Source organism: Rhizobium sp. WSM4643, assembly GCF_025152745.1.
GTDB lineage: Bacteria > Pseudomonadota > Alphaproteobacteria > Rhizobiales > Rhizobiaceae > Rhizobium > Rhizobium leguminosarum_I.
On record NZ_CP104040.1, the window covers coordinates 55460 to 76580 of the forward strand.

Sequence of the window (21121 nt, forward strand, 5' to 3'; positions counted from 1 at the left end):
AAGGACGCTGTAGCACTTTGAATGGCTGCATAATTTCATCCTTAAATCGATTCCGATTTAAGGAATTATGCAGTCGACAGCTGGATTCCAAAAGCGCAGGGAACCGGCGGCCACGAGGAACATCGCCGGAAATCTCTTAAATTTGAATGAAACTCGATCGGTCGAGACAAGGAAAACCGCCGGAACGCCCTGAATTACAGGGCGTTTCGCCGGCGGTTTCGCAAAGAGACGCCCCTATATCCTGTCAGCGACTTCCTCGCTCAAGGGGATCGAAGGTTGCGCCCCGGCCTTGAGGCATGCGAGCGAACCGGCAACCGCCGCACGACGCAGCGCCGAGACAAAATCGAGGCCTTCGTCGAGGCTGGCAGCGAAATAGCCGCAGAATGTGTCTCCGGCGCCGACCGTATCGACAGGTTCGATCTTGAGACCCTGCGCTCGTGAAATCGCCCCGTCGCGGATGGCGATGACCCCGTCGGCACCGAGCGTCACGATCAGCGTCTGGCCCGTCTCCGCATGCAGGCGCGCAAGGGCTGCCTCGCGTGCTTGGGCGTCCATGCCCTCCTGTCCGGCAAGCCGCTCGAACTCGGTTTCGTTGGCAATGACGATATCGGCAAGTCGGCCGAGACGCGGCGCATCGGGGATCAGCGGCGCGAGGTTGAGGATGCTGGTGACGCCCTTGGCGCGGGCGGCCGACAGCGCACGTTCGACGGCAGCAGCTGGCACTTCGAGCTGCAGCATCAGGATATCGCCTTCGTTCATGCGGCCGATCGCCGTCTCGGCATCGGCAGGCGTGACCTGGCCATTGGCGCCGGGAACGACGGCAATCATGTTCTCGCCGTCGCCGCCGACAAGGATCAGCGCCGTGCCTGTCGGACCGTCGACATGGTTGATGAGGGAAAGGTCGGTGCCTGCATCATCGAGCAGGGCCAGCGCCTCCGCAGCGAAAGCATCCTTGCCGACGGCGCCGGCCATATGCACGTAGCGGCCGGCGCGCCGCGCTGCCAGCGCCTGGTTGGCGCCCTTGCCGCCGGCGGCCGTCGCAAAGCCGTTGCCGGCCACCGTCTCACCGGGCTTCGGCAGGCGCTCGGTCGTGGCGATGAGATCCATGTTGATGGACCCGAAAACTGTGATCATGAATGTGTCCCGTCTTCTAGAGCATGATGCCGAAAAGTGTGATCGGTTTTCGGCCGACATCATGCTCCTACTGTTTCATGCGGGCGAGACACTGCCCGAAGCGATCACTCCTCGTCAACCACCCGGAGCTTCAGAAGACCGGTGCGGCTTTCTACCGATTTGGCCGCGGCCTCGCCGTCGCGGGCGGGGGGTGCATCGCCGCCGCCCGCCTCAAATTCCAGCGCTTCGATCTTGGCGCCGCGTTTGGTCAGCTTGTCGGCCGACGTGACCACCATGTCGATATCCTTCTGCGCCATGGCGAAATGGCCTTGCAGCTTGCGCACCCGCTCGTCGAGGCGGCTGAGATCGTCCATCAGGATTGCCACCTCGCCCTGGATCAGATGCGCCTGCGCCCGCATGCGCTGATCCTTGAGCACGGCCTGGATGACCTGGATCGACAACATCAGCAGCGACGGCGAGACGATGACGATACGCGCGCGGTGCGCCTTCTGCACCACCGGCTCGAAGTGCTCGTGGATCTCGGCGAAGATCGATTCGGATGGCACGAAGAGAAAGGCCGTATCCTGCGTTTCCCCCTGGATCAGATATTTCTCGGAAATGTCTCGGATATGGATTTCCATATCGCGGCGGAACTGCTGGCCGGCGATCTTGCCTGCCTCGGGGCTGCCGGCGTCGCGGATCGCGTTCCAGGCTTCGAGCGGAAATTTCGCGTCGATCACCAGCGGCGGCGCGCCGTTCGGCATGCGGATCGTGCAGTCCGGCCGTGAACCGTTGGACAGCGTCTGCTGGAAGGCGTAGGCGCCCATCGGCAGACCGTCGGCAACAATCGTTTCCATCCTGGACTGGCCGAAGGCGCCGCGCGTCTGCTTGTTGGACAGAATGGCCTGCAGTCCGACGACATCCTTGGCGAGCGTCTGGATATTGTTCTGCGCGGCATCGATGACCGCCAGCCGCTCCTGCAGCCTTTGCAGGTTCTCATGCGTCGATTTCGTCTGCTCGGTGATCGTCGAGCTCATGCGCTGCGACATGCCGTCGAGGCGCTGGCTGATCGTCTGGTTGAGTTCGCTCTGCCGCGCGCCGAAGACCTCGGTCATCGCCGCGATGCGGCCCTGCATCTCGGCCTGGATCTTCAAAAGCTCGGCCATCCGCGCTTCGTTTTCCTCGGCACGAAAGCTCGCTTCCTCCGCCTGCTCGCGGCGAAGGCTGGCGCCGCGCAGCAGAAGCACGATCACTAGCAGGGCGAGGGCGGCGAGAACGCCGCCGGCAAGCGCCAGCATGGCCGGACTGATCGAGGCAAGGGAAAGGGCGAGCGATTCGGAATGGATGGTCATGCGGCAAGCATAACAGAAGAAACGGCGATATATAGATCAAAACGTGAACGGAATGGACGGCGTGCAATATCCTCGCACGCTATCGTTCTTCCTCGCTCCGGGAGAAGAAATCGCCGTCCGATTTAACGATTGCTCAACCATATTGGCCAAAACCTGCGGCGCAGAAATTCCTTCCCGCGCCGCGCGCCAAGTACAGAGATCTCCATGACCGCCCAGCAGACCGACAATGCCCTCAGGCAGCGCCTCGATTTCATCGAACTGGATGAGGCGGCGCGCAAGTCGATGCGGGATCTGCGCCCTGTGATATCAGAGCTGATCGGCGGCGCCCTCGACAAATTCTACGCCAAGATCGCCAAGACCCCTGCTGTCGCCGGCTTCTTCGCCGATAAGAATCACGTCGGCCATGCCAAGAAGCGCCAGCAGGATCATTGGGCCAATCTTGCCGGCGGCGCGTTCGATGAGAGCTATGTCAACGGCGTGACCGCAGTCGGCCGCACCCACGCCCGCATCGGGCTGGAGCCGCGCTGGTATATCGGCGGTTACGCCATCGTCATGTCCGAGCTCGTCAAAGGCATCATGGAGAAGCAGTGGCCGTCGATCTTTGCGCGCCGAGAGGGCAAGGCATTGGCCGAGAAGCTGTCGGCCGTCATCAAATCAGGCATGCTCGACATGGATTATTCCATCTCGGTCTATCTGGAAACGCTCGAAGCCAAGCGTCGCGCCTTGGAAGAAGAGCGCGCCCAGGCCGAATCCGACCAGGCGATCGCCCTGGAGCAACTGCGCCGCGGTCTGGAAGCGCTGTCGAAAGGCGATCTTGAAGCCACCCTGCCGTCCGACCTGCCGGGCAATTTCAGGCAGATGGCCGAGGATTACAACCGCGCCGTCAGGGCGCTAAGGCAGTCCTTCGCCTCCGTACGCGAGACCTCGGGCCATATCATGAGCGGCGCCGACGTTATATCCAATGCGACCAACGATCTGGCGCTACGAACCGCCCAGCAGGCGGCAGGCGTCGAGGAGAGCTCGGCCGCCCTGCAGCAGCTGTCCGTCAGCGTCGGCCAGACGGCCGCCAATGCCGAGAAGGCTTCGGCCGCGGTGCGCGAGACGCAAGAGAAGGCGAAGAACTCCGGTGAACTCGTCACCAGTGCTGTCTCGGCGATGGCCGGCATCGAGAAATCCTCGACCGGGATCTCCAAGATCATCGGCGTCATCGATGAGATCGCCTTCCAGACCAACCTGCTGGCGCTGAACGCTGGTGTCGAGGCGGCCCGCGCCGGTGATGCCGGCAAGGGTTTTGCCGTTGTCGCCCAGGAAGTCCGCCAGCTCGCCCAGCGGACCGCGGAAGCGGCCAAGGAGATCAAGAACCTGATCTCGCAGAGCTCGACCCAGGTCAACGAGGGCGTCGGCATCGTCTCCAGCACCGGTGAGGCGCTGAGCGATATGATCAGCCGCATCGATATCATCAACCGTTTCGTCGCCGATATCGCCGCGGCCGCCCGCGATCAGGCGACTGGCGTCAACGAGGTCAGCCTCGCCGTCCGCAACATGGGTGTGATCACCCAGCAGAATTCGGACATGGTCGAGCACTCCTCGGCAGAAACCCGCCGGCTCAAGGATGAGGTGGAGAGCCTGATTGAGCTGCTGCGGCGCTTCCGCGCCCGGCCGGAGGGACGTTCCGCCGGTGCTGCTCGACGGGCTGCTTGAGGCCAATATGGCAAAATTCCAGGCGGGGATGCAAAAAAGCGTATTCCCCGCCTGCCGGATAATTCCATAGTCGGAAAAGATGGGTTATGGGAACGCCATGACCATCAAGCCACTCATCATTCTTCCCGATCCCGTTCTCCGCCAGCTGTCCAAGCCGATCGAGCGGGTGGATGCCGACCTCCAGCGTCTTGCCGACGATATGCTGGAAACGATGTACGACGCGCCGGGCATCGGCCTTGCCGCCATCCAGATCGGCGTGCCGCGCCGCATGCTCGTCATCGACATCTCGCGCGAGGGCGAGGAAAAGCAGCCGCAGGTCTTCATCAATCCGGAGATCCTGACATCCTCCGACGAGCGCTCCGTCTATGAGGAAGGCTGCCTTTCGATTCCAGACTATTATGCCGAGGTCGAACGCCCGGCCACCGTCTCGGTCAAGTATCTCGACCGCAACGGCAAGGAACAGACCGTGGAAGCCGACGGCCTGCTCGCCACCTGCCTGCAGCACGAGATCGACCACCTGAACGGTGTGCTCTTCATCGATCACATATCGCGGTTGAAGCGGGAGATGGTGATCAAGAAATTCACCAAGGCAGCGAAGTCCAAGGCGCTCTGACGCTGCGTTGAAAATTTGCCGGCGAGGCACTATGATATCACTGATATCATGACGGAGGTGCCGAATGGGTGATTTTCTGATCAGAAATATTTCCGAAGCAATGAAGCGAGACATTGCGGAATCGGCGCAGCGGAGCGGAAACAGCCTTTCTGACGAGGCCAAGGAGCTTTTGCGGGAAGCGCTGAAAAGAAAAACCGAAGCAAAGCCAGAGACTTCGTCGGCCTATGAAGCGATACGCGCCGCTTTCGTCGGCGAAAACGCGGTAGACGATGAATTCGCTGCAATCATGGACGAAATCGAGGCGGCACGGAAAAACGATTTCGGCCGGCCGTTCGAGGATTTCGAATGATCGTTCTCGATACGAATGTGATTTCCGAGTTCGCCAGGCCATTGCCGAATGAAAACGTGAAGGCCTGGATACTGCGGCAGGATGGTTCGAGAATCTGGCTTTGCACGGTTGGCTTGATGGAGCAGATTTACGGAGCCGAAAGGGTTTTCTTGAAGACAGGATCGGACCGCTTCTCTCGCGCGATCGAGAATTTGGTGAAAGGCCAGTTTCGCGATCGTATCGCCGGCTGGGATTTGGAAACGGCCATGGCAACCGGTCGCTTGCGGGCGAAACGCGAGAACATGGGGCGGCCGATTTCGGTCCAGGATGCCATGATTGCCGCCATCTGCCTTGCAAACGGCGCGACGCTTGCGACCCGCAACACCCGAAATTTCGAGGGGCTTGATCTCAAGCTCGTAAATCCGTTTGAAGACGGTTGATCCTCAATTGGCGAGATAAAATGTCTCTTCGCATCATTTTCATGGGAACCCCGGAGTTCTCGGTTCCGACTCTGCGCCTGCTCGTCGATGCCGGCCACAGGATCGTTGCGGTCTATACGCAGCCGCCGCGGCCGGGCGGCCGGCGCGGGCTCGATCTGCAGAAATCGCCGGTGCACCAGGCGGCCGAACTGCTCGGCCTGCCGGTCTTCACCCCGGTCAATTTCAAGGACCCCGAGGAGCGCGAGAGGTTTCGTGCTTTCAATGCCGATGTCGGCGTCGTCGTTGCCTACGGGCTGCTGCTGCCGGAAGCGATTTTGAACGGGACAAGGGATGGCTGTTACAACGGTCATGCCTCGCTGTTGCCGCGCTGGCGCGGTGCGGCACCGATCCAGCGGGCGATCATGGCCGGCGACGCAAAGACCGGCATGATGGTGATGAAGATGGACAAGGGTCTGGATACCGGCGCCGTCGCACTCACCCGCGAGGTCGAGATCGGCCCGAACATGACCGCTGGCGAGCTGCACGACCGGCTGATGCTGGTCGGCGCTAAGGCGATGGCGGAAGCTATGGTGAAACTCGAGATGAACGACCTGCCGCTGACGCCGCAGCCGGATGAGGGCGTGCTTTACGCCGCCAAGATCGACAAGGCCGAGACCCGCATCGATTTCGCCCGCGATGCGCGGGATGTGCACAATCACATCCGCGGCCTCGCGCCGTTTCCGGGGGCCTGGTTCGAGCTGGAGATCGGCGGTAAGTCGGAACGGGTAAAGGTGCTGGGGTCCGAACTGGCTGAAGGTCAGGGTGCGGCCGGGCAACTGCTGACGGACGATCTCGTGGTTGCCTGCGCTTCGGGTGCTGTGCGGCTGACCAGGCTGCAGAAGGCCGGCGGCAAGCCGCTGGCGGCGGCCGACTTCCTCAGGGGCACGCCGCTTGCGGCGGGCACGAGGCTTTCCTGATGCCGCGTTTCCGCATGACCGTCGAATATGACGGCGGCCCCTATGTCGGCTGGCAGCGGCAGGAGAACGGCCCCTCGGTGCAGGGCGCGATCGAGGCGGCGGTGCTGTCGCTGACCGGCGAGACGGTGTCGGTGCGCGGCGCCGGCCGCACCGATTCCGGCGTCCATGCCATGGGGCAGGTGATCCATGCCGATCTTTCGAAGGACTGGTCGCCCTACCAGCTGCAGAATGCCTTGAACGCGCATCTGAGGATTGCCGGCGAGCGCGTCTCCATTCTCGACGTCGAGGCGGCTCCCGATTTCTTCGATGCCCGCTTTTCGGCGCTGCGGCGCTATTACCTCTATCGCATCGTCAGTCGCCGGGCGCCGCTGGCGCTCGAAGCCGGCAAGGCCTGGTGGGTGCCGAAGGTGCTCGATCACGAGGTCATGCACGCCGCCGCCCAGCGGCTGGTCGGCCGGCATGATTTTTCCACCTTCCGCGCCGCCCATTGCCAGGCAAACAGCCCGGTGCGCACGCTCGACCGGCTGGATGTGACGCGCAATGGCGAGCTGATCGAGATCCGCGCCACGGCGCAGAGTTTCCTCCACAACCAGATCCGTTCCTTCGCCGGCACGCTGAAGCTCGCCGGCGAAGGCAAGTGGACGCCTGATGATGTCGAGGCAGCGCTTAAGGCGCGCGACCGCAAGGCCTGCGGCCCGGTGGCGCCGCCGGACGGGCTCTATTTCATGCAGGTGGATTATTCCGACGTGATTCCCGACCGCCGGAGACCGGTCACCGTTGATGATGACGGTGCCGATGAAAGCGATGATCTATCGGAGGCTTGATCAGGCAGGATAGATGCCGAGGAAGTGCTGCAGATATTCCGAAAGGATCATCGATGGCACGAGCAGCACCAGCGTCATCGCGCCGACCATCAGCGCATGACCGTGACAGATCATCCGGAGAATGCGCGCCAGGACGAAGACCTGCGCCAGCATGAAGGCGAGCAGCAGCAGCGAGACGAGGCCGACGGAGCCGGGCAGGAAGAACACCAGTGCCAGCAGCAGCCCGTTGATATAGGAGAGCGGCACGCCGAGCCAGTTGACGCTGACGACGACGGGGGCGAAACGCTCGCCCATGCGAAAAGTAAGCAGCAGCAGCCCGGCAAAGACCAGCGGCACGAACCAGTTGGCGACCTCGACGAGGCCGAGCCTGAAATAGAAGGCAAAATCGACATCGGCTTCCGGCGGCATAGAGCGCAGGAAGGCCTGCCGCCACCAGAGCCAGGAAATGCCCATCGGCGGCAGGCACCAGGCCATCGCCCAGAACGAGCGGTTGACGCCGCGCTCGGACATGTCGAGGTAGCGGAAGCCGCGCGAATCCAGCCGGATCAGCAGCCAGAGGCCGGCCAGGTAATACTGAACCTCTCTAAAGCCCGGCATTGGCGAACCAGTGGGCGATGAAGGTTTCGTAGATCGCCGTCAGCGTCTCCAGATCGGCGACAGCGACGCGCTCGTCGACCATGTGCATCGTCTGGCCGACGAGGCCGAACTCGACGACCGGGCAATAATCCTTGATGAAGCGCGCATCCGATGTGCCGCCGGTGGTCGAAAGCCGCGGAGATTGGCCGGAAATGCTTTCGATGGCCGATGACAGCGAGGCGATCAGCGCATTGTTGCGCGTCAGGAAGACATGGCTCGGCCGGTCGGCCCAGACGATATCGTATTTCACCGGGTCGCGGCCCGGCCGCAAGGCGCCATCCCGGGCGGCGGCGTCAAGACGGCGCAGGATTTCGGCCCGCAGCGTTTCGACGGTCCAGCTGTCGTTGAAGCGGATGTTGAAGCTCGCCGACGCCTTGGCCGGAATGACGTTGGTCGCCGGATTGCCGACATCGACCGTGGTCACTTCCAGGTTCGACGGCTGGAAATCGTCGGTGCCGCCGTCGAACGGCGGGTCCATCAGCGCGTGCGTCAGCTGCAGCATGCCGCGCACCGGATTGTCGGCGAGATGCGGATAGGCGGCATGGCCCTGCACGCCGTGAACGGTGATCCTGCCCGACAGCGAGCCGCGCCGGCCGATCTTGATCATGTCGCCGAGCCTGTCCGGATTTGTGGGTTCGCCGACCAGGCAGGCATCCCAGCGCTCGCCGCGTTCGGCCGCCCATTGCAGCAGCTTGATCGTACCGTTGATCGCTGGACCTTCCTCGTCGCCGGTGATCAGGAAGGAAATCGAGCCCTTGGGCGGCCCGTTTTTCTCGACATGGCGGGCGACGGCGGCGACAAAACAGGCGATGCCGCCCTTCATGTCGACGGCGCCGCGGCCGAAAAGCTCGCCCTTGGAAATCTCGGCGGCAAACGGCGGATGCGTCCAAGCGGCTTCGTCGCCGACTGGCACGACATCGGTATGGCCGGCAAACATCAGATGCGGGCCGTCCTTGCCGAGACGGGCATAGAGATTTTCGATCTCCGGTGTTCCCTCTTCGCTCGCCTTCACCCTGTCGACCGCAAAGCCGAGCGGCGCAAGCATCGCCTCCAGCGCCGTGAGCGCGCCGCCTTCGGCGGGCGTCACGGAGGGGCAACGAATCAGCGTCTGGAGATTGGCGACGGGGTCGGTAGCGGTCATAGCGGTCGAACTATCCGGCGGGAATGGCAAAGACATGGCAAGGCGGGGCCGCATCGCGTAAAAAGACGCCGTCTGTTTACCGGATCAATGTCCTGAAGTCATCAATCTCTGAGCAACTCGTTGATGCCGGTCTTCGAGCGGGTTTTTTCATCGACGCGCTTGACGATGACGGCGCAGTAGAGATGCGGCGCCGGCTGGCCGTTGCCCATCGTTGCATTGCCCGACGGCATCGAGCCGGCGACGACGACGGAATAAGGCGGCACTTCGCCGTAGCTCACCTCGCCGGTGGCGCGGTCGACGATCTTGGTCGACTTGCCGATGAAGACGCCCATGCCGAGCACCGAGCCTTCGCGGATGATGCAGCCTTCGACCACCTCGGAACGGGCACCGATGAAGCAATTGTCCTCGATGATCGTCGGGCCGGCCTGCATCGGTTCCAACACGCCGCCAATGCCGACGCCGCCGGAGAGATGCACATGCTTGCCGATCTGCGCGCAGGAGCCGACCGTCGCCCAGGTATCGACCATCGTGCCTTCGCCGACATAGGCGCCGAGATTGACGAAGGAGGGCATCAGGATGGCGTTCGGGGCGATATAGGCCGAGCGGCGCACGACGCAGTTCGGCACGGCGCGGAAGCCGGCGGCGCGGAAGTGGTTCTCGCCCCAGTTTTCGAATTTCGAAGGAACCTTGTCCCACCAGGTGGAATTGCCCGAGCCGCCCCTGACCACGTCCATGTCGTTGAGGCGGAAGGAGAGCAGCACGGCCTTCTTCAGCCACTGATTGACCGTCCAGGCGCCGTCGGCGGAGCGTTCGGCGACGCGGGCCTTGCCGGCATCGAGCAGATCGAGGGCTGATTCGACCGCATCGCGAACCTCGCCCTTCGTCGACGTGTTCACATTGTCGCGATTGTCGAAGGCGGCTTCGATGATCTTTTCGAGGGATGCGAGGTCGGTGGCGCTCATGAGAATTCCTTAAACTTCGATCTTTATCGTGGAGACGGGGTGTCTCCGGAATTGCGGTTGGCGGGGTTTACCCTGCTCTACAGCATGAAGCCGTAGAACGGAAAGATTTTTCCAACAAGATGATACCTGGATTCAAGACGTTATAGCGACATATCCGGCTTCGAAGCCGGCAATACTGAAAGGCATTTCGACATGGCGAAGGGACGAAACGGCGGTTCGCGGCGCAAGGATGGCGTATGGGACCCGCTGAAGAGCAGCTCGACCGACAGGCAGCGCGCCGAAGCCGTGCCGAAGACGCCGCAGACGCTATCGCCTGCCTACCGCCTTGCCTATGTCGACGAGGATTTCCTCTGCCGCGAGGAATTGCGGCCGATCCGCCTGCAGCTGGAGTTGTTGAAGACGGAGATGATGCTGACCGAGCGCGGCATCAAGTCGACCGTCGTCATGTTCGGCGGCGCCCGCATTCCCGCCCCCGGCCAGAGCGCCTGGGCAGCCCGCAACGATATCCAGCGGGTCAACCTGGAGGCGGCCTCCGTCTATTATGACGAGGCGCGCAAATTCGCCCGGCTCTGCTCGAAATATTCGGCCACCTTGAATTTCCACGAATATGTCATCGTCACCGGCGGCGGCCCCGGGGTGATGGAGGCGGGCAATCGCGGCGCGGCCGACGAGGGCGCACCTTCGATCGGCCTCAACATCGTGCTGCCGCACGAGCAGGCGCCGAACGCCTATGTGACGCCGGAACTCAGCTTCAACTTCCACTATTTCGCCATCCGCAAGATGCACTTCATGGTGCGCGCCAAGGCGATCGCGGTCTTTCCCGGCGGCTTCGGCACGCTTGACGAATTCTTCGAATGCCTGACGCTGATCCAGACCGGCCGCATGGAGCGCCTGCCGCTGATCCTGTTCGGGGAGGCGTTCTGGCGGAGCATCATCAATTTCGAGGCATTGGCCGAATTCGGCACGATCGCGCCGGACGACGTAAAACTGATCAACTTCGTCGATACGGCAGAAGCGGCATGGAAGATCATCCAGGATTTCTACGAACACCGCGAGTAAGGGCTCAAGCGCGCGGTTCGGCCGAACGACACGCATTCACAATTTCCCCCGCTCCTTTCTGCCGGAGCGGCAATGGAGCGGGAGGAACGGTTCGTTCGGCCTTACAGAAGCGGCCGGTCCGGCATGTCGTCGATCGAGATGACGCCGTCCTTGTTGCGGTCCATCCGCGCAAACAGCTTGTCGAAGGCAGCTGTGGCTTCCTGCTTGGAGATCTGGCCGTTCTGGTCGGAGTCGATCCGCTGCATCATCAGCGAGGCGCGCATGAAGTTGCCGCCATGGCGCATCCAGCGATGTCCGTCACGACCGTCGTGGCCGTCGCGCGGCGGCCGTCCCTGGTCGTTGTTGTCGGCGGTTTCAGGTGCCGTTGGTGCGGCGTTCGCATCCTTGTTTTCGCCGGCCTCCTGCTTGCGCTGATCTCTCATCGCCTGCATCTGCGTTTTCCGGTACTCACGGATTTCGGCCGGTGTCAGCGAACCGTCCTTGTTGGTGTCGATCGCAGCGAAGATCTTGTCGATGCCGGCGGTCGCTTCGTCCTTGGAGATCTGTCCGTCCTTGTTCGTGTCGAACTGCTTCAGCATGCGGACATAGGTGATTTCGCGGAAGGCAGCGGCGCCCGGACCGGGTCGGCCCATGCCGGCATGCTGGCGCGATCCGTCGCCCGGTGCGGCAAAACCTGCCCCGGCGGCTGCGCCGAAGATGAGGGTGGAGGAAAGCGCTGCCAGTATCAGCTTGTTGCGGTACATCGTGTTTGCCTTTCGTAAGGTGTCCCCTCACGAAAGAAGATATGGCAGCAGGCACCGAAGACCCAGTTAAACATCGGTAAGCTGAATGAAAACTTCGTAATGCTTCAGCCGATAATCTTGCGGAGAAAAGCGGCGAGATCGTCGGTGACGAAATCGATATGATCCTCCTCGCCGCTGGTCTTTTCCCACCATTCGACGACCGTCTCTTCCAGATTGCGCGGCACCAGCAGCACGGTCTGCATGCCGAGCGCCTTCGGCACCGTCAGGTTGCGCGGCAGATCCTCGAACATCGCCGCCTTGGTGGTTTCGACCCGCTTCAGCGCCGTGAACTTGTCGTAGGTCGCCTGCGCCGGCTTCGGCACGTAGTCGGCAGCGACGATATCGAAGATGTCGTCGAAATGCTCGAGGATGCCGAGCGCCTCCGCCGTCATTTCGGCATGTTTGACGCTGCCATTGGTGAAGATGAACTTGCGCCCCGGCAGCGCCTTGATCGCCTCGCCGAGTTCCGGCTGCGGCGTCAGCGCCGTGTAGTCGATCGCATGCGCCTTTTCGAGAAAGTCGTTCGGGTCGATGCCATGATGGATCATCAGGCCCTGCAGAGTCGTGCCATGCTCGAGGTAATATTGCTTCTGCAGCTTGCGCGCCTCTTCCCGCTCCATCTGCAAGAGTGCCGCAACATAGGCGGTCATGTTCTTGTCGATCTGCGCGAAGAGATTGACATGATGCGGATAGAGCGTGTTGTCGAGGTCGAAGACCCAGTCTGTGACGTGCTGGAAATCGGCTTTATCGGGCGTGCGGTCGATCTTGGTCATGGCGGTCTTATGGCACGGCTTATCCGCCAAGGAAATCGACAAGAAAGAATAGACGCCCGATTTTCGGCGGACGGCGCCGGCGTGGAGTGGTAGGAAGCGCTCATGCTTTTCGAACGCCCCGACGATGATACGCTCTATGATGCCCTGATCGCGCGCAGTGCCGATTATGAGGGCCAAGCCTATGTCTGCGTCAAGACGACCGGCATCTTCTGCCGTCTGACCTGCCCGGCACGCAAGCCGAAGCGGGAAAATACGCTCTTTTTCGACACGATCGCCGCCTGCATGCACTCGGGATTCCGCCCGTGCCAGCGCTGCAGGCCGCTGGAGCAGCCGGGCAGGGAGCCGATCGTCGACGAGCTGCTTGCCGCGCTCGACCGCGAGCCGCAGCTGCGCTGGACCGAGGATGAGCTCGTGCGCCGGGGCCACGATCCCTCGACCGTGCGTCGCGCCTTCAAACGCGGGCTCGGCATGACCTTCCATGATATCGTCCGCTATATCCGGCTGGGTAAAGCGGCCCGGCAACTGGCCGATGGCGCGCGCGTCATCGATGCGCAGCTTGAGGCGGGATATGACTCTCCAAGCGGTTTCCGGACGGCTTTCCAGCGGCTCGTCGGCAAGGCGCCGGTGCTGTCGCAGAACCGCGAACTACTCTCTGCCGACTGGTTCGACACCCCGCTCGGGGCGATGGTGGCCGTTGCCGACAAGACGCATCTGCATCTTCTCGAATTCCACGATCGCAAGGCACTGCCGACCGAGCTCGAGGCGCTGCAGAAGCGTGTCCGCTCCTCGGTTGCGATCGGCCGCACGCCGGCGATCGACCAGGTTGAAGCAGAAATCCGGGATTATTTCGAAGGGCGGTTGACGGTTTTCAGAACGCCATTGGCCCTTGGTGGCACGCCCTTTGAAAAGCACGTCTGGGCAAAGCTCATGGAGATTCCTGCCGGCGAGACGCGCGCCTATGGCGATCTTGCGAGGGAGATGGAAAGGCCGGAGGTCGTGCGTGCCGTCGGCCGCGCTAATGGCGCCAATCAGCTTGCCATCATCGTACCCTGCCATCGCATCCTCGGTGCGGATGGTTCGTTGACCGGCTATGGCGGTGGGCTCTGGCGCAAGCAATGGCTGCTGCGGCATGAAGAGAAGATCAGAGCACAAGCACCTAACCAAGTACCTAAAATGGAGGAGACGGCATGAACCAGACTGAAAAGGCCGAGCTGTTCGGCACGCTGCACCGCAAGGGCAACCCCGTGGTTCTCTACAATATCTGGGATGCCGGCACGGCGAAGGCGGTTGCCGATGCCGGCGCCAGGGCGCTTGCCACGGGAAGCTGGTCGGTCGCCGCTGCCCATGGTTATGCCGACGGCGAGAAGCTGCCGATGTCGGTGCTGGTCGAGACGGCGAAATCGATCACCGCTGTCGTCGATCTGCCGCTTTCGGTCGATTTCGAAGGCGCCTATTCGGCCGAGCCTGAGGGAGCGGCCGCCAACGTCGCCAAGCTGGTGGATGTCGGCGCCGTCGGCATCAACTTCGAGGATCAGGTGATCGGCGGTGGCGGGCTTTATCCGGCCGAGAGGCAGGCGGCCCGCATCCGCGCCATTCGCGCCATGGCGGAAGGTAAAGGCATTCCCTTCTTCATCAACGCTCGCACCGATCTCTTCCTGGCCGAGAGCGATCTTTCCAAACATGCCGGTCTGGTGGACGAGGCGATCGAGCGCGGCAAGGCCTATGCGGCCGCCGGCGGCAGCGGCTTCTTCGTGCCTGGCTTGATCGATCCCGCCTTGATCGAGAAGATCTGCGCCGCATCGCCGCTGCCGGTCAACATCATGATGCGGACAGGTGCCCCCGATGTGAAGGCGCTGGCAAAGCTCGGCGTCGGCCGCGTCAGTTATGGTCCGGGGCCTTACCGGTCGATGATGGAAAAGCTGAAACAGGAGGCGGCGGCGATCTATAACCCGCTCTGACGTCGAATGCCCGAGGGCCGCAGATCTAAAGCATGTCGCGCAAAAGTGTGCAGCGGTTTTGCGACAACGGCATGCGTAAAAACAAAGAGCTAAAGCGCGACGAGCGAATCCGAAAGATCGCGACGCGCTTTAGTGCGAAAGGCTGCGGCCCCGGAATGAAATCCCGCTCCGCTCAGGAACGGAAGCGCAGATTCCGCCGGCTGAGCTGGCTGACCGAGGTGCAGCCCATCAGCTTCATGCCGCGCTCGATCTCGGTGCGCATCGTCTCCAGCGCCCGTTCGACGCCGGGCTGTCCGGCAGCGGCAAGCGGGAAGAGATAGTAGCGCCCGAGCCCGACAGCCTTCGCCCCCAGCGACAGCGCTTTGAGAACATGCGTTCCCCGCTGCACACCGCCATCCATCATCACGTCGATCCGGTCGCCCACGGCGTCGACGATTTCGGCCAGCTGGTCGAATGCGCTGCGCGAGCCGTCGAGCTGGCGCCCGCCATGATTGGAAAGCACGATGCCGCTGCAGCCGATCTCGGCCGCGCGCTTGGCGTCTTCGACCGACATGATGCCCTTAAGGCAGAATGGACCGCCCCATTCGCGCACCATCGCCGCCACGTCGTCCCACGCCATCGAGGGATCCAGCATCTCGGTGAAGTATCGGCTGATCGACAACGTGCCACCATCCATCTTGACGTGGTTTTCGAGCTGCGGCAGCCGGAAGCGCTCGTGCGTCAGCCAGTCGATCGCCCAGGAAGGCTTGATCGCGAACTGGGTCATGCCGGCAAGATTGAGCTTGAAGGGAATGGCAAAGCCCGTGCGCTTGTCGCGCTCGCGGTTGCCGCCGGTGATGCTGTCGACCGTCAGCATCATCGCCTGCACGCCGGCATTTTTCGCCCGCGCCATCATCTCGCGGTTGAGGCCGCGGTCCTTGTGGAAGTAGAACTGATAGACCTGCGGTCCGCTGCTGATCCGTCTCGCCTCCTCCAGGCTGATCGTGCCGAGCGAGGAGACGCCGAACATCGTCCCGTGTTTTGCCGCCGCCGCCGCGACCGCCCGCTCTCCCTGGTGGTGAAAAAGGCGCTGCAACGCCGTCGGCGAGCAGTAGACCGGCATTGCGAGCTTCTGCCCCATGACGGTCACCGACATGTCGACCTCGGCCACACCGCGCAAAACGTCAGGCACCAGATCGCAAGCCTCGAAGGCCGCCGTATTGCGCCGGTACGTCACCTCGTCATCGGCACCGCCGTCGATATAGTCGAATATCGGCCCGGGAAGACGCCGTTTGGCCATGCGCCGGAAATCGTGAAAATTATAGCAATCTGTCAGGCGCATTTCTTTCCTCGATACCCTGTTCCCGTGTGATGAAGATCCGCCCTTGGTGGTGAAAGGCGCAGCCTCGATCAGGGAACGATCAGCGTTCCGACGCCGTGCTCGGTGAAGATCTCGAGCAGCACGGAATGGGCAGTCTTGCCGTTCAGGATGACGACACCCTGCACGCCGGCCTTGATCGCATCGATGCAGGTCTCGACCTTGGGGATCATGCCGCCCGAAATCGTGCCGTCGGCGATCAGCGCATGGGCTTCGGCGACGGAAAGCTCCTTGAGGAGCTGGCCGTTCTTGTCGAGAACGCCCGGCACATCGGTCAGGAACAGCAGCCGGGTGGCGTTCAGCGCGCCGGCAATGGCGCCGGCAAAGGTATCGGCATTGATATTGTAGGTGGCGCCGTCGCGGCCGGGCGCCACGGGCGCGATGACCGGGATCATCTCGGAGCGGGCGAGCAGATCGAGCAGCGTGCGGTCGACCTCGACCACTTCGCCGACGAAGCCGAGGTCGAGCACGCGCTCGATGTTCGAATCCGGATCCTTCACTGTCTTGCGCGCCTTTTCGGCGAAGACCATGTTGCCGTCCTTGCCGCAAAGACCGATCGCCCATTCGCCGGTCTGATTGATGAGGGCGACGATTTCCTTGTTGATCGAGCCGGCGAGCACCATTTCGACGATCTCGACCGTCTTCTGGTCGGTGACGCGAAGCCCGCCCTCGAATTTCGATTCGATGCCCATCTTGCTCAGCATGGCGCCGATCTGCGGGCCGCCGCCATGAACGACGATCGGGTTGACTCCGGACTGCTTCAAAAGGGCGATGTCGCTGGCAAAGGCCTTGCCGAGCTCGGGATTACCCATGGCGTGGCCGCCATATTTCACGACAATCGTCTTGTTCTCGTAGCGCTGCATGAAGGGCAGCGCCTTGGCCAGAAGCCGTGCCTGCATTTCGCTTTCGGTTTCGTTCATGGGAACCCCGCAGAATTGTTCGCGGCCTTTTATCGCAACTTTCTGACAGAGGGAATAATCCAGAGGGCAATAGTTTTTCGTATCTGGCGCGAAGCCGGCAGCCGCTACCGTCCGGCGCACGCAAGCTTGATATGGGGAACGGCATGCAAGGCGATGAGATTGCAAACCTGATCGGCCGCGTCGCACTCGGCGATCGCAGGGCTTTCGTAGCCCTCTACAATCAGACCGGACCGAAACTTTTCTCGATCTGCCTGCGTATCGTGAAGGATCGCACGGAAGCCGAAGAGGTCCTGCAGGAAGTCTATATCGGCATCTGGCAGCGCGCTCGCGGCTTCTCCGTCGCTTCGGGTTCGTCCTCGGCGTGGCTGGCTGCGATTGCCCGCAACCGGTCGATCGATGCGCTGCGGGCGCGCAAGCCCGTCGCCGACGAATTGGATACGGTCTATGATCTCGCCGATGCCGGACCAGACCCGGAAAGACAGACCATGACAAAGGATGAAGGAAGGCGGATTGACACCTGCATGGAAGAGTTGGAAGCTGATCGTGCGGTCGCGGTGAAACGGGCTTATGTCGAAGGGCTGAGCTATCAGGAACTGGCCGATCAGTTTGGTGTCCCGCTGAACACGATGCGGACCTGGCTCAGGCGCAGCCTCTTGAAACTGAGAGAGTGCATGGAACGATGACATCGCCCGACAAAAGCAAGGGAGACCGCTCCCGCGACGAGGTTCTCGCCGGCGAATATGTGCTTGGCGTCCTGTCGTTGCAGGATCGCCGGGTGGTCGAAGAGCGGATGCGCCACGACCGGCCTTTCGCTGCGATCGTCAGCCGCTGGGAAACCAACCTCTCCGCCTTCAACGACGAGTATGAAGGTGTCGTTCCGAACCGGGAAACCTTCAAGCAGATCGAGGCGCGGCTGTTCGGCGATGGCCAAAAGCCCGCATCCTTTTCGCAAGGGCTTTGGAATTCCGCCGTTTTCTGGCGCTCGCTGAGCTTCGCCTGCGCCGTCGTCGCCGTCAGCGCCGTCATCTTCGCCTCCGGCGTGGTGCCGCAGCCGCAGGGGCCGGCACCGCTGGTGGCCTCGCTTTCAGGCCAGAACAGCACCATCAATCTTCTCGCCTCCTACGAGCTGCAGAGCGGCCGGCTGAAGATCGTGCCGGTCGCGGCCGGCAAGCCGAAGGAGAAGTCGCTGGAACTCTGGCTGGTGCCGGGCAGCGGCCTGCCGAAATCGCTCGGCGTCTTCCAGCCGGGCGAAAGCGGCGAACTCGTCATTCCCGCCGATCTGCGCAACCAGATCGCCGATGGCGCAACACTTGCCGTCAGCCTCGAACCCTTCGGCGGCTCGCCGACCGGCCAGACGACCGGCCCGGTGATCGCAAGCGGGCCCCTGCGCCGACCATAATCTGCGCCGGCCATAAATCATTTTCTCCTGCCTGAAACTCTTCCGCACAGCCCTCCGTAGTTCGAAATGTCCGGACGACGCTCAGGCATAAAGCCCGCGGATGGTGTCCGGTGAGGAGAAAATCATGATCAAGTCCGTATTGCGCGGCTTCGCGCTCGCCGCCGCCATGTCCGCTGTCGCCTTTGCCGCCGCGAAAAACCCGGTGGTTGGCGGTGCTGCGATGTTCGATAGCAAGAACATCATCGAGAACGCCGTGAATTCAAAGGATCACACGACGTTGGTCGCAGCCGTCAAGGCCGCCGGCCTGGTCGGCACGCTCGAGGGCAAGGGTCCTTTCACCGTCTTCGCGCCAACCAATGAAGCTTTCGCCGCGCTGCCGAAAGGCACCGTCGATACGCTGCTGAAGCCGGAAAACAAGGCGACACTGACCAAGGTTCTGACCTGCCACGTCGTTGCCGCCGATGCGATGGCCAAGACCGTTGCCAAGATGATCAAGGATGACGGCGGCGAGCACGACATCAACACCGTCGGCGGCTGCGTGCTGAAAGCCAAGGAAAGCATGGGCAGGATCACCCTGACCGACGAAAACGGCGGTGTCTCCCATGTGACGATCGCCGACGTCAAACAATCGAACGGCGTCATCCACGTCGTCGACAAGGTGCTGCTGCCGAAGATGTAAGCCCGCTCGTATCGGCAGACGCATTGGGGGGCTCCTAGAGCAATTCCAGGAAAAGTGCAGAGCGGTTTTCCGTCCGGAATTGCGCAAAAACAAAAGGTTAGAGCGGTTCTGCGCGTCCATGGAAAGCTGAACCGCTCTAAGGGCGCCCCAAAACACAGATTGATGAGGTGGCTAGCGCATAATCCGGATATCGGAATCGATTTCGGAAAGGATTACGCGCAAATTCAAGGCGATAGAGCGTCCTTAGCGCATCTGAAAAGATGCGCGGCGCTCTATTGGGCGGCCTCAGCTCTCGGGAAGACGAGGCTGACACTCATGCCGGTGTCAGGGGACGAGGTGACTTCAACCTCGGCGCGGGCATTCTGTTTCAGCGACTGTACGATCATCGCGCTGAGCTTCCCGGGCTGAGGCCAGGTCACATCCTGGGGAAGACCGACCCCGTTATCAGCAACGGTAGTCCTGCAGCCGGTATCGCTGACGACACAGCGAAGCGTGATCTCGCCGCCATCGCGCCCCACGAAAGCATGCTTCAGCGTATTGGTGAGGAGTTCATTGATGACGAGGCCGGCCGGCATGGCGACATCGACGGAGACCGGCCAGGTATCGACCTTCATGTCCAGCCTGATCCCTTCCACCGCATGGGCCGCCATCACAGAAGCGGCAATCTGGCTCACATAGGTGCCAAGATCGATTGTGGCGCCCTTCTCTTCGTCCGACAGCGAGCGATAGAGCAGAGCCAAGGCTTCAATCCGCCCGGCAAGGCGCGCAAACCTTTCGCTTTCCTCATTCTGTTGAGCATTGCGCGCCTCCATTCGGATGAGCGCCGTGATCATCTGCAGATTGTTCTTCACGCGATGCTGAAGTTCCCGCAGAAGGACATCTTTCTCCGTCAGCAGTTCGCCGAAACTCTCAGCGGCCGTCGTCTCATTGCGGGCAGCAAAAGCCACCAAACGGAAAAGCGGGGTGTCATCATCGTCAACGATGGTATTCGACCAGACATCGACAATGACGTTGCTCTCGGGTTCGGCCACCAGCGAGAAGGCACCGATATACTCCTCCGCAGAAGTCACGGCGGCGGTGAGCGGCACCTCTCCGGAGACGGCGGTGGAGCTCAATTCAATTTCCGGCCAGGGTTTTCCCTGGACCTCGGTTGCCTCCAGCGCCGTCAGCCGTTCGAATTCGAGGTTGACGTAAATCAGCGGTTCATCGCCACTGAGTTCGGAGACAGCCACCGCGAATGGGACATGATCGAGAAAGTGCCGAAACCGGCTATCATCAAGGGCTTCGGCAAGGTGAGGCAGGCTGTCCACACCTTCGGGCGAAAGGGGCTGGTCTTTGCTATCGGTCATCAAATATTACTCGTGGACACGGCTGCTCCCGACACGGCAGGAGAATTAAGCGTTGGCTTAAAAACTGCGGGGACGCAAGCGTTGATCGGCGGCGCGTCCATCGACTGCCGGCCAAAGGGTGATTTAAGTCCGGTCGTAGGTAAATGACGTCAGCAGCGTCGTGACGAAATTGCTCGCCCTTTCCTTGACCAGCACTTCCGTCCATTCATCCGTCCCGCGCAGCCGCAAATCCGTGTAAATACTGTCGACGGCCGCTTCTTCGATACGCTTGATATGCGTCTTGAACGAAGCCTCGCCGCCGCCGTGATACATGTCTCTGATCACCATGCGCAGAATTTCCTGAATGGCGATCTGCCAGGCCGTATTGATCGACTGAAGTTCCTGCGGAGTCTCTGCCATTGATGAATTCCTTGATGCGATGCGAGTGAATGTCAGCACGCTTCGGGTCGTCCTTCAGCGCGCGATCTGCAAGCCCATCGTTTCAGGCGCGGTCTAAATTTCGAGCCTTGTCAATCGGCTTGTGATCTCAGCAGGCCCTGGCGTGTTTTGCAATGAGGGCAGAGGTGGCCGACACCCGGTTACTCTGTTCCCTCGCAAGCCGGGCCTCCCGAAGCCGCAACGTCTTTGCCTGCTGCGATTGGGCGTCGGATTCGAGCTCCTCGGCCGCCTGGTTCTTCGCGAAAAACTGGGTCTGGACGCTGCCGAAGGCAATCTCCGCCCGCTGGCGAGATTTGCTGTATGTTTCTGTCATGTTGGCTCCGATACTCGTGGGCTCGACG

24 protein-coding genes are annotated in these 21121 nt (G+C 61.8%); 12 read left to right on the forward strand and 12 right to left on the reverse strand.

Annotation, left to right across the window (positions count from 1 at the left end):
• Nucleotides 1-234 precede the first annotated feature (234 nt).
• Together N1937_RS00280 and N1937_RS00285 are read right to left on the reverse strand one after the other, a co-directional pair.
• Nucleotides 235-1134, reverse strand: coding sequence for a ribokinase (locus N1937_RS00280; protein WP_017966763.1), 900 nt, complete (start codon nt 1132-1134; stop codon nt 235-237).
• A 104-nt stretch (nt 1135-1238) separates the two neighbouring features.
• Nucleotides 1239-2465 (reverse strand): DNA recombination protein RmuC, encoded by a 1227-nt coding sequence (locus N1937_RS00285; protein ID WP_222386616.1) that lies wholly within the window; start codon nt 2463-2465, stop codon nt 1239-1241.
• A gap of 204 nt (nt 2466-2669) precedes the next feature.
• On the opposite strand from N1937_RS00285, the gene N1937_RS00290 reads away from it, so the two are divergent.
• From N1937_RS00290 to truA, 6 genes are all read left to right on the forward strand, one after another.
• Nucleotides 2670-4166 carry a globin-coupled sensor protein gene (locus N1937_RS00290; protein ID WP_260057171.1) on the forward strand — a complete coding sequence of 499 codons (1497 nt, stop codon included), beginning with the start codon at nt 2670-2672 and terminating at the stop codon, nt 4164-4166.
• A gap of 97 nt (nt 4167-4263) precedes the next feature.
• Nucleotides 4264-4779: a peptide deformylase gene (gene def / locus N1937_RS00295; protein ID WP_222292507.1), complete on the forward strand. Its 516-nt coding sequence runs from the start codon at nt 4264-4266 to the stop codon at nt 4777-4779.
• A gap of 64 nt (nt 4780-4843) precedes the next feature.
• Complete coding sequence (locus tag N1937_RS00300; RefSeq protein WP_162115387.1) at nt 4844-5128, forward strand: FitA-like ribbon-helix-helix domain-containing protein; 285 nt, start codon at nt 4844-4846, stop codon at nt 5126-5128.
• Nucleotides 5125-5547 (forward strand): type II toxin-antitoxin system VapC family toxin, encoded by a 423-nt coding sequence (locus tag N1937_RS00305; RefSeq protein WP_260057172.1) that lies wholly within the window; start codon nt 5125-5127, stop codon nt 5545-5547. Before N1937_RS00300 ends, N1937_RS00305 begins: the two co-directional genes overlap by 4 nt.
• 20 nt (nt 5548-5567) lie before the next feature.
• The gene (gene fmt, locus N1937_RS00310; protein WP_260057173.1) at nt 5568-6503 is read left to right on the forward strand and encodes a methionyl-tRNA formyltransferase; all 936 of its coding nucleotides are present in this window, start codon (nt 5568-5570) and stop codon (nt 6501-6503) included.
• Nucleotides 6503-7327: a tRNA pseudouridine(38-40) synthase TruA gene (truA, locus tag N1937_RS00315; protein WP_260057174.1), complete on the forward strand. Its 825-nt coding sequence runs from the start codon at nt 6503-6505 to the stop codon at nt 7325-7327. Before fmt ends, truA begins: the two co-directional genes overlap by 1 nt.
• Here truA and N1937_RS00320 read toward each other — a convergent pair whose 3' ends face one another.
• The 3 genes from N1937_RS00320 to dapD all read right to left on the reverse strand — a co-directional run bounded on the left by N1937_RS00320 (nt 7328) and on the right by dapD (nt 10066).
• Entirely contained in the window at nt 7328-7924 is a 597-nt protein-coding gene (locus N1937_RS00320) for a hypothetical protein (RefSeq protein ID WP_162115383.1), read from the reverse strand. It lies immediately after the preceding gene.
• Nucleotides 7911-9104, reverse strand: a complete 1194-nt coding sequence (gene dapE / locus N1937_RS00325) for a succinyl-diaminopimelate desuccinylase (protein WP_260057175.1) — start codon at nt 9102-9104, stop codon at nt 7911-7913. Before dapE ends, N1937_RS00320 begins: the two co-directional genes overlap by 14 nt.
• Nucleotides 9105-9205: 101 nt before the next feature.
• Entirely contained in the window at nt 9206-10066 is an 861-nt protein-coding gene (dapD, locus tag N1937_RS00330) for a 2,3,4,5-tetrahydropyridine-2,6-dicarboxylate N-succinyltransferase (protein WP_260057176.1), read from the reverse strand.
• A gap of 192 nt (nt 10067-10258) precedes the next feature.
• On the opposite strand from dapD, the gene N1937_RS00335 reads away from it, so the two are divergent.
• Nucleotides 10259-11125, forward strand: a complete 867-nt coding sequence (locus N1937_RS00335) for an LOG family protein (protein WP_260057177.1) — start codon at nt 10259-10261, stop codon at nt 11123-11125.
• 101 nt (nt 11126-11226) lie between these two features.
• On the opposite strand, the gene N1937_RS00340 is transcribed toward N1937_RS00335, so the two are convergent.
• Both N1937_RS00340 and N1937_RS00345 read right to left on the reverse strand, forming a co-directional pair.
• Complete coding sequence (locus tag N1937_RS00340; protein WP_260057178.1) at nt 11227-11868, reverse strand: EF-hand domain-containing protein; 642 nt, start codon at nt 11866-11868, stop codon at nt 11227-11229.
• Nucleotides 11869-11972: 104 nt separating this feature from the next.
• On the reverse strand, nt 11973-12680 hold the full coding sequence (locus tag N1937_RS00345) for a pyrimidine 5'-nucleotidase (RefSeq protein WP_260057179.1): 708 nt from the start codon (nt 12678-12680) through the stop codon (nt 11973-11975).
• Between the two features lie 102 nt (nt 12681-12782).
• On the opposite strand from N1937_RS00345, the gene N1937_RS00350 reads away from it, so the two are divergent.
• Both N1937_RS00350 and N1937_RS00355 read left to right on the forward strand, forming a co-directional pair.
• Nucleotides 12783-13871, forward strand: coding sequence for a bifunctional transcriptional activator/DNA repair enzyme AdaA (locus N1937_RS00350; protein ID WP_260057180.1), 1089 nt, complete (start codon nt 12783-12785; stop codon nt 13869-13871).
• Nucleotides 13868-14638, forward strand: coding sequence for an isocitrate lyase/PEP mutase family protein (locus tag N1937_RS00355; protein ID WP_260057181.1), 771 nt, complete (start codon nt 13868-13870; stop codon nt 14636-14638). The genes N1937_RS00350 and N1937_RS00355 overlap by 4 nt, the downstream gene beginning before the upstream one ends.
• Nucleotides 14639-14810: 172 nt before the next feature.
• Here N1937_RS00355 and N1937_RS00360 read toward each other — a convergent pair whose 3' ends face one another.
• Together N1937_RS00360 and argB are read right to left on the reverse strand one after the other, a co-directional pair.
• On the reverse strand, nt 14811-15959 hold the full coding sequence (locus tag N1937_RS00360; RefSeq protein ID WP_260057182.1) for an alpha-hydroxy acid oxidase: 1149 nt from the start codon (nt 15957-15959) through the stop codon (nt 14811-14813).
• A 68-nt stretch (nt 15960-16027) separates the two neighbouring features.
• Nucleotides 16028-16915 carry an acetylglutamate kinase gene (argB, locus tag N1937_RS00365; RefSeq protein WP_018068726.1) on the reverse strand — a complete coding sequence of 296 codons (888 nt, stop codon included), beginning with the start codon at nt 16913-16915 and terminating at the stop codon, nt 16028-16030.
• Nucleotides 16916-17058: 143 nt separating this feature from the next.
• On the opposite strand from argB, the gene N1937_RS00370 reads away from it, so the two are divergent.
• From N1937_RS00370 to N1937_RS00380, 3 genes are all read left to right on the forward strand, one after another.
• Nucleotides 17059-17598 carry a sigma-70 family RNA polymerase sigma factor gene (locus N1937_RS00370; protein WP_222386629.1) on the forward strand — a complete coding sequence of 180 codons (540 nt, stop codon included), beginning with the start codon at nt 17059-17061 and terminating at the stop codon, nt 17596-17598.
• Entirely contained in the window at nt 17595-18314 is a 720-nt protein-coding gene (locus tag N1937_RS00375; protein ID WP_170257412.1) for an anti-sigma factor, read from the forward strand. The genes N1937_RS00370 and N1937_RS00375 overlap by 4 nt, the downstream gene beginning before the upstream one ends.
• 124 nt (nt 18315-18438) lie before the next feature.
• A complete protein-coding gene (locus N1937_RS00380) occupies nt 18439-18993 on the forward strand; it encodes a fasciclin domain-containing protein (protein ID WP_260057183.1) in 555 nt (184 codons plus the stop codon).
• A 272-nt stretch (nt 18994-19265) separates the two neighbouring features.
• On the opposite strand, the gene N1937_RS00385 is transcribed toward N1937_RS00380, so the two are convergent.
• From N1937_RS00385 to N1937_RS00395, 3 genes are all read right to left on the reverse strand, one after another.
• On the reverse strand, nt 19266-20342 hold the full coding sequence (locus N1937_RS00385; protein ID WP_170257414.1) for a sensor histidine kinase: 1077 nt from the start codon (nt 20340-20342) through the stop codon (nt 19266-19268).
• A 123-nt stretch (nt 20343-20465) separates the two neighbouring features.
• Entirely contained in the window at nt 20466-20741 is a 276-nt protein-coding gene (locus N1937_RS00390; protein WP_003544996.1) for a hypothetical protein, read from the reverse strand.
• A 127-nt stretch (nt 20742-20868) separates the two neighbouring features.
• Nucleotides 20869-21093: a hypothetical protein gene (locus N1937_RS00395; protein ID WP_260057184.1), complete on the reverse strand. Its 225-nt coding sequence runs from the start codon at nt 21091-21093 to the stop codon at nt 20869-20871.
• Nucleotides 21094-21121: the final 28 nt, after the last annotated feature.

Bases quoted from the DNA above. Each gene is read 5' to 3' on its own strand.
- N1937_RS00280 (WP_017966763.1), bottom strand. From the start codon at position 1,134: ATGATCACAGTTTTCGGGTCCATCAACATGGATCTCATCGCCACGACC.
- N1937_RS00285 (WP_222386616.1), bottom strand. From the start codon at position 2,465: ATGACCATCCATTCCGAATCGCTCGCCCTTTCCCTTGCCTCGATCAGT.
- N1937_RS00290 (WP_260057171.1), top strand. From the start codon at position 2,670: ATGACCGCCCAGCAGACCGACAATGCCCTCAGGCAGCGCCTCGATTTC.
- def (WP_222292507.1), top strand. From the start codon at position 4,264: ATGACCATCAAGCCACTCATCATTCTTCCCGATCCCGTTCTCCGCCAG.
- N1937_RS00300 (WP_162115387.1), top strand. From the start codon at position 4,844: ATGGGTGATTTTCTGATCAGAAATATTTCCGAAGCAATGAAGCGAGAC.
- N1937_RS00305 (WP_260057172.1), top strand. From the start codon at position 5,125: ATGATCGTTCTCGATACGAATGTGATTTCCGAGTTCGCCAGGCCATTG.
- fmt (WP_260057173.1), top strand. From the start codon at position 5,568: ATGTCTCTTCGCATCATTTTCATGGGAACCCCGGAGTTCTCGGTTCCG.
- truA (WP_260057174.1), top strand. From the start codon at position 6,503: ATGCCGCGTTTCCGCATGACCGTCGAATATGACGGCGGCCCCTATGTC.
- N1937_RS00320 (WP_162115383.1), bottom strand. From the start codon at position 7,924: ATGCCGGGCTTTAGAGAGGTTCAGTATTACCTGGCCGGCCTCTGGCTG.
- dapE (WP_260057175.1), bottom strand. From the start codon at position 9,104: ATGACCGCTACCGACCCCGTCGCCAATCTCCAGACGCTGATTCGTTGC.
- dapD (WP_260057176.1), bottom strand. From the start codon at position 10,066: ATGAGCGCCACCGACCTCGCATCCCTCGAAAAGATCATCGAAGCCGCC.
- N1937_RS00335 (WP_260057177.1), top strand. From the start codon at position 10,259: ATGGCGAAGGGACGAAACGGCGGTTCGCGGCGCAAGGATGGCGTATGG.
- N1937_RS00340 (WP_260057178.1), bottom strand. From the start codon at position 11,868: ATGTACCGCAACAAGCTGATACTGGCAGCGCTTTCCTCCACCCTCATC.
- N1937_RS00345 (WP_260057179.1), bottom strand. From the start codon at position 12,680: ATGACCAAGATCGACCGCACGCCCGATAAAGCCGATTTCCAGCACGTC.
- N1937_RS00350 (WP_260057180.1), top strand. From the start codon at position 12,783: ATGCTTTTCGAACGCCCCGACGATGATACGCTCTATGATGCCCTGATC.
- N1937_RS00355 (WP_260057181.1), top strand. From the start codon at position 13,868: ATGAACCAGACTGAAAAGGCCGAGCTGTTCGGCACGCTGCACCGCAAG.
- N1937_RS00360 (WP_260057182.1), bottom strand. From the start codon at position 15,959: ATGCGCCTGACAGATTGCTATAATTTTCACGATTTCCGGCGCATGGCC.
- argB (WP_018068726.1), bottom strand. From the start codon at position 16,915: ATGAACGAAACCGAAAGCGAAATGCAGGCACGGCTTCTGGCCAAGGCG.
- N1937_RS00370 (WP_222386629.1), top strand. From the start codon at position 17,059: ATGCAAGGCGATGAGATTGCAAACCTGATCGGCCGCGTCGCACTCGGC.
- N1937_RS00375 (WP_170257412.1), top strand. From the start codon at position 17,595: ATGACATCGCCCGACAAAAGCAAGGGAGACCGCTCCCGCGACGAGGTT.
- N1937_RS00380 (WP_260057183.1), top strand. From the start codon at position 18,439: ATGATCAAGTCCGTATTGCGCGGCTTCGCGCTCGCCGCCGCCATGTCC.
- N1937_RS00385 (WP_170257414.1), bottom strand. From the start codon at position 20,342: ATGACCGATAGCAAAGACCAGCCCCTTTCGCCCGAAGGTGTGGACAGC.
- N1937_RS00390 (WP_003544996.1), bottom strand. From the start codon at position 20,741: ATGGCAGAGACTCCGCAGGAACTTCAGTCGATCAATACGGCCTGGCAG.
- N1937_RS00395 (WP_260057184.1), bottom strand. From the start codon at position 21,093: ATGACAGAAACATACAGCAAATCTCGCCAGCGGGCGGAGATTGCCTTC.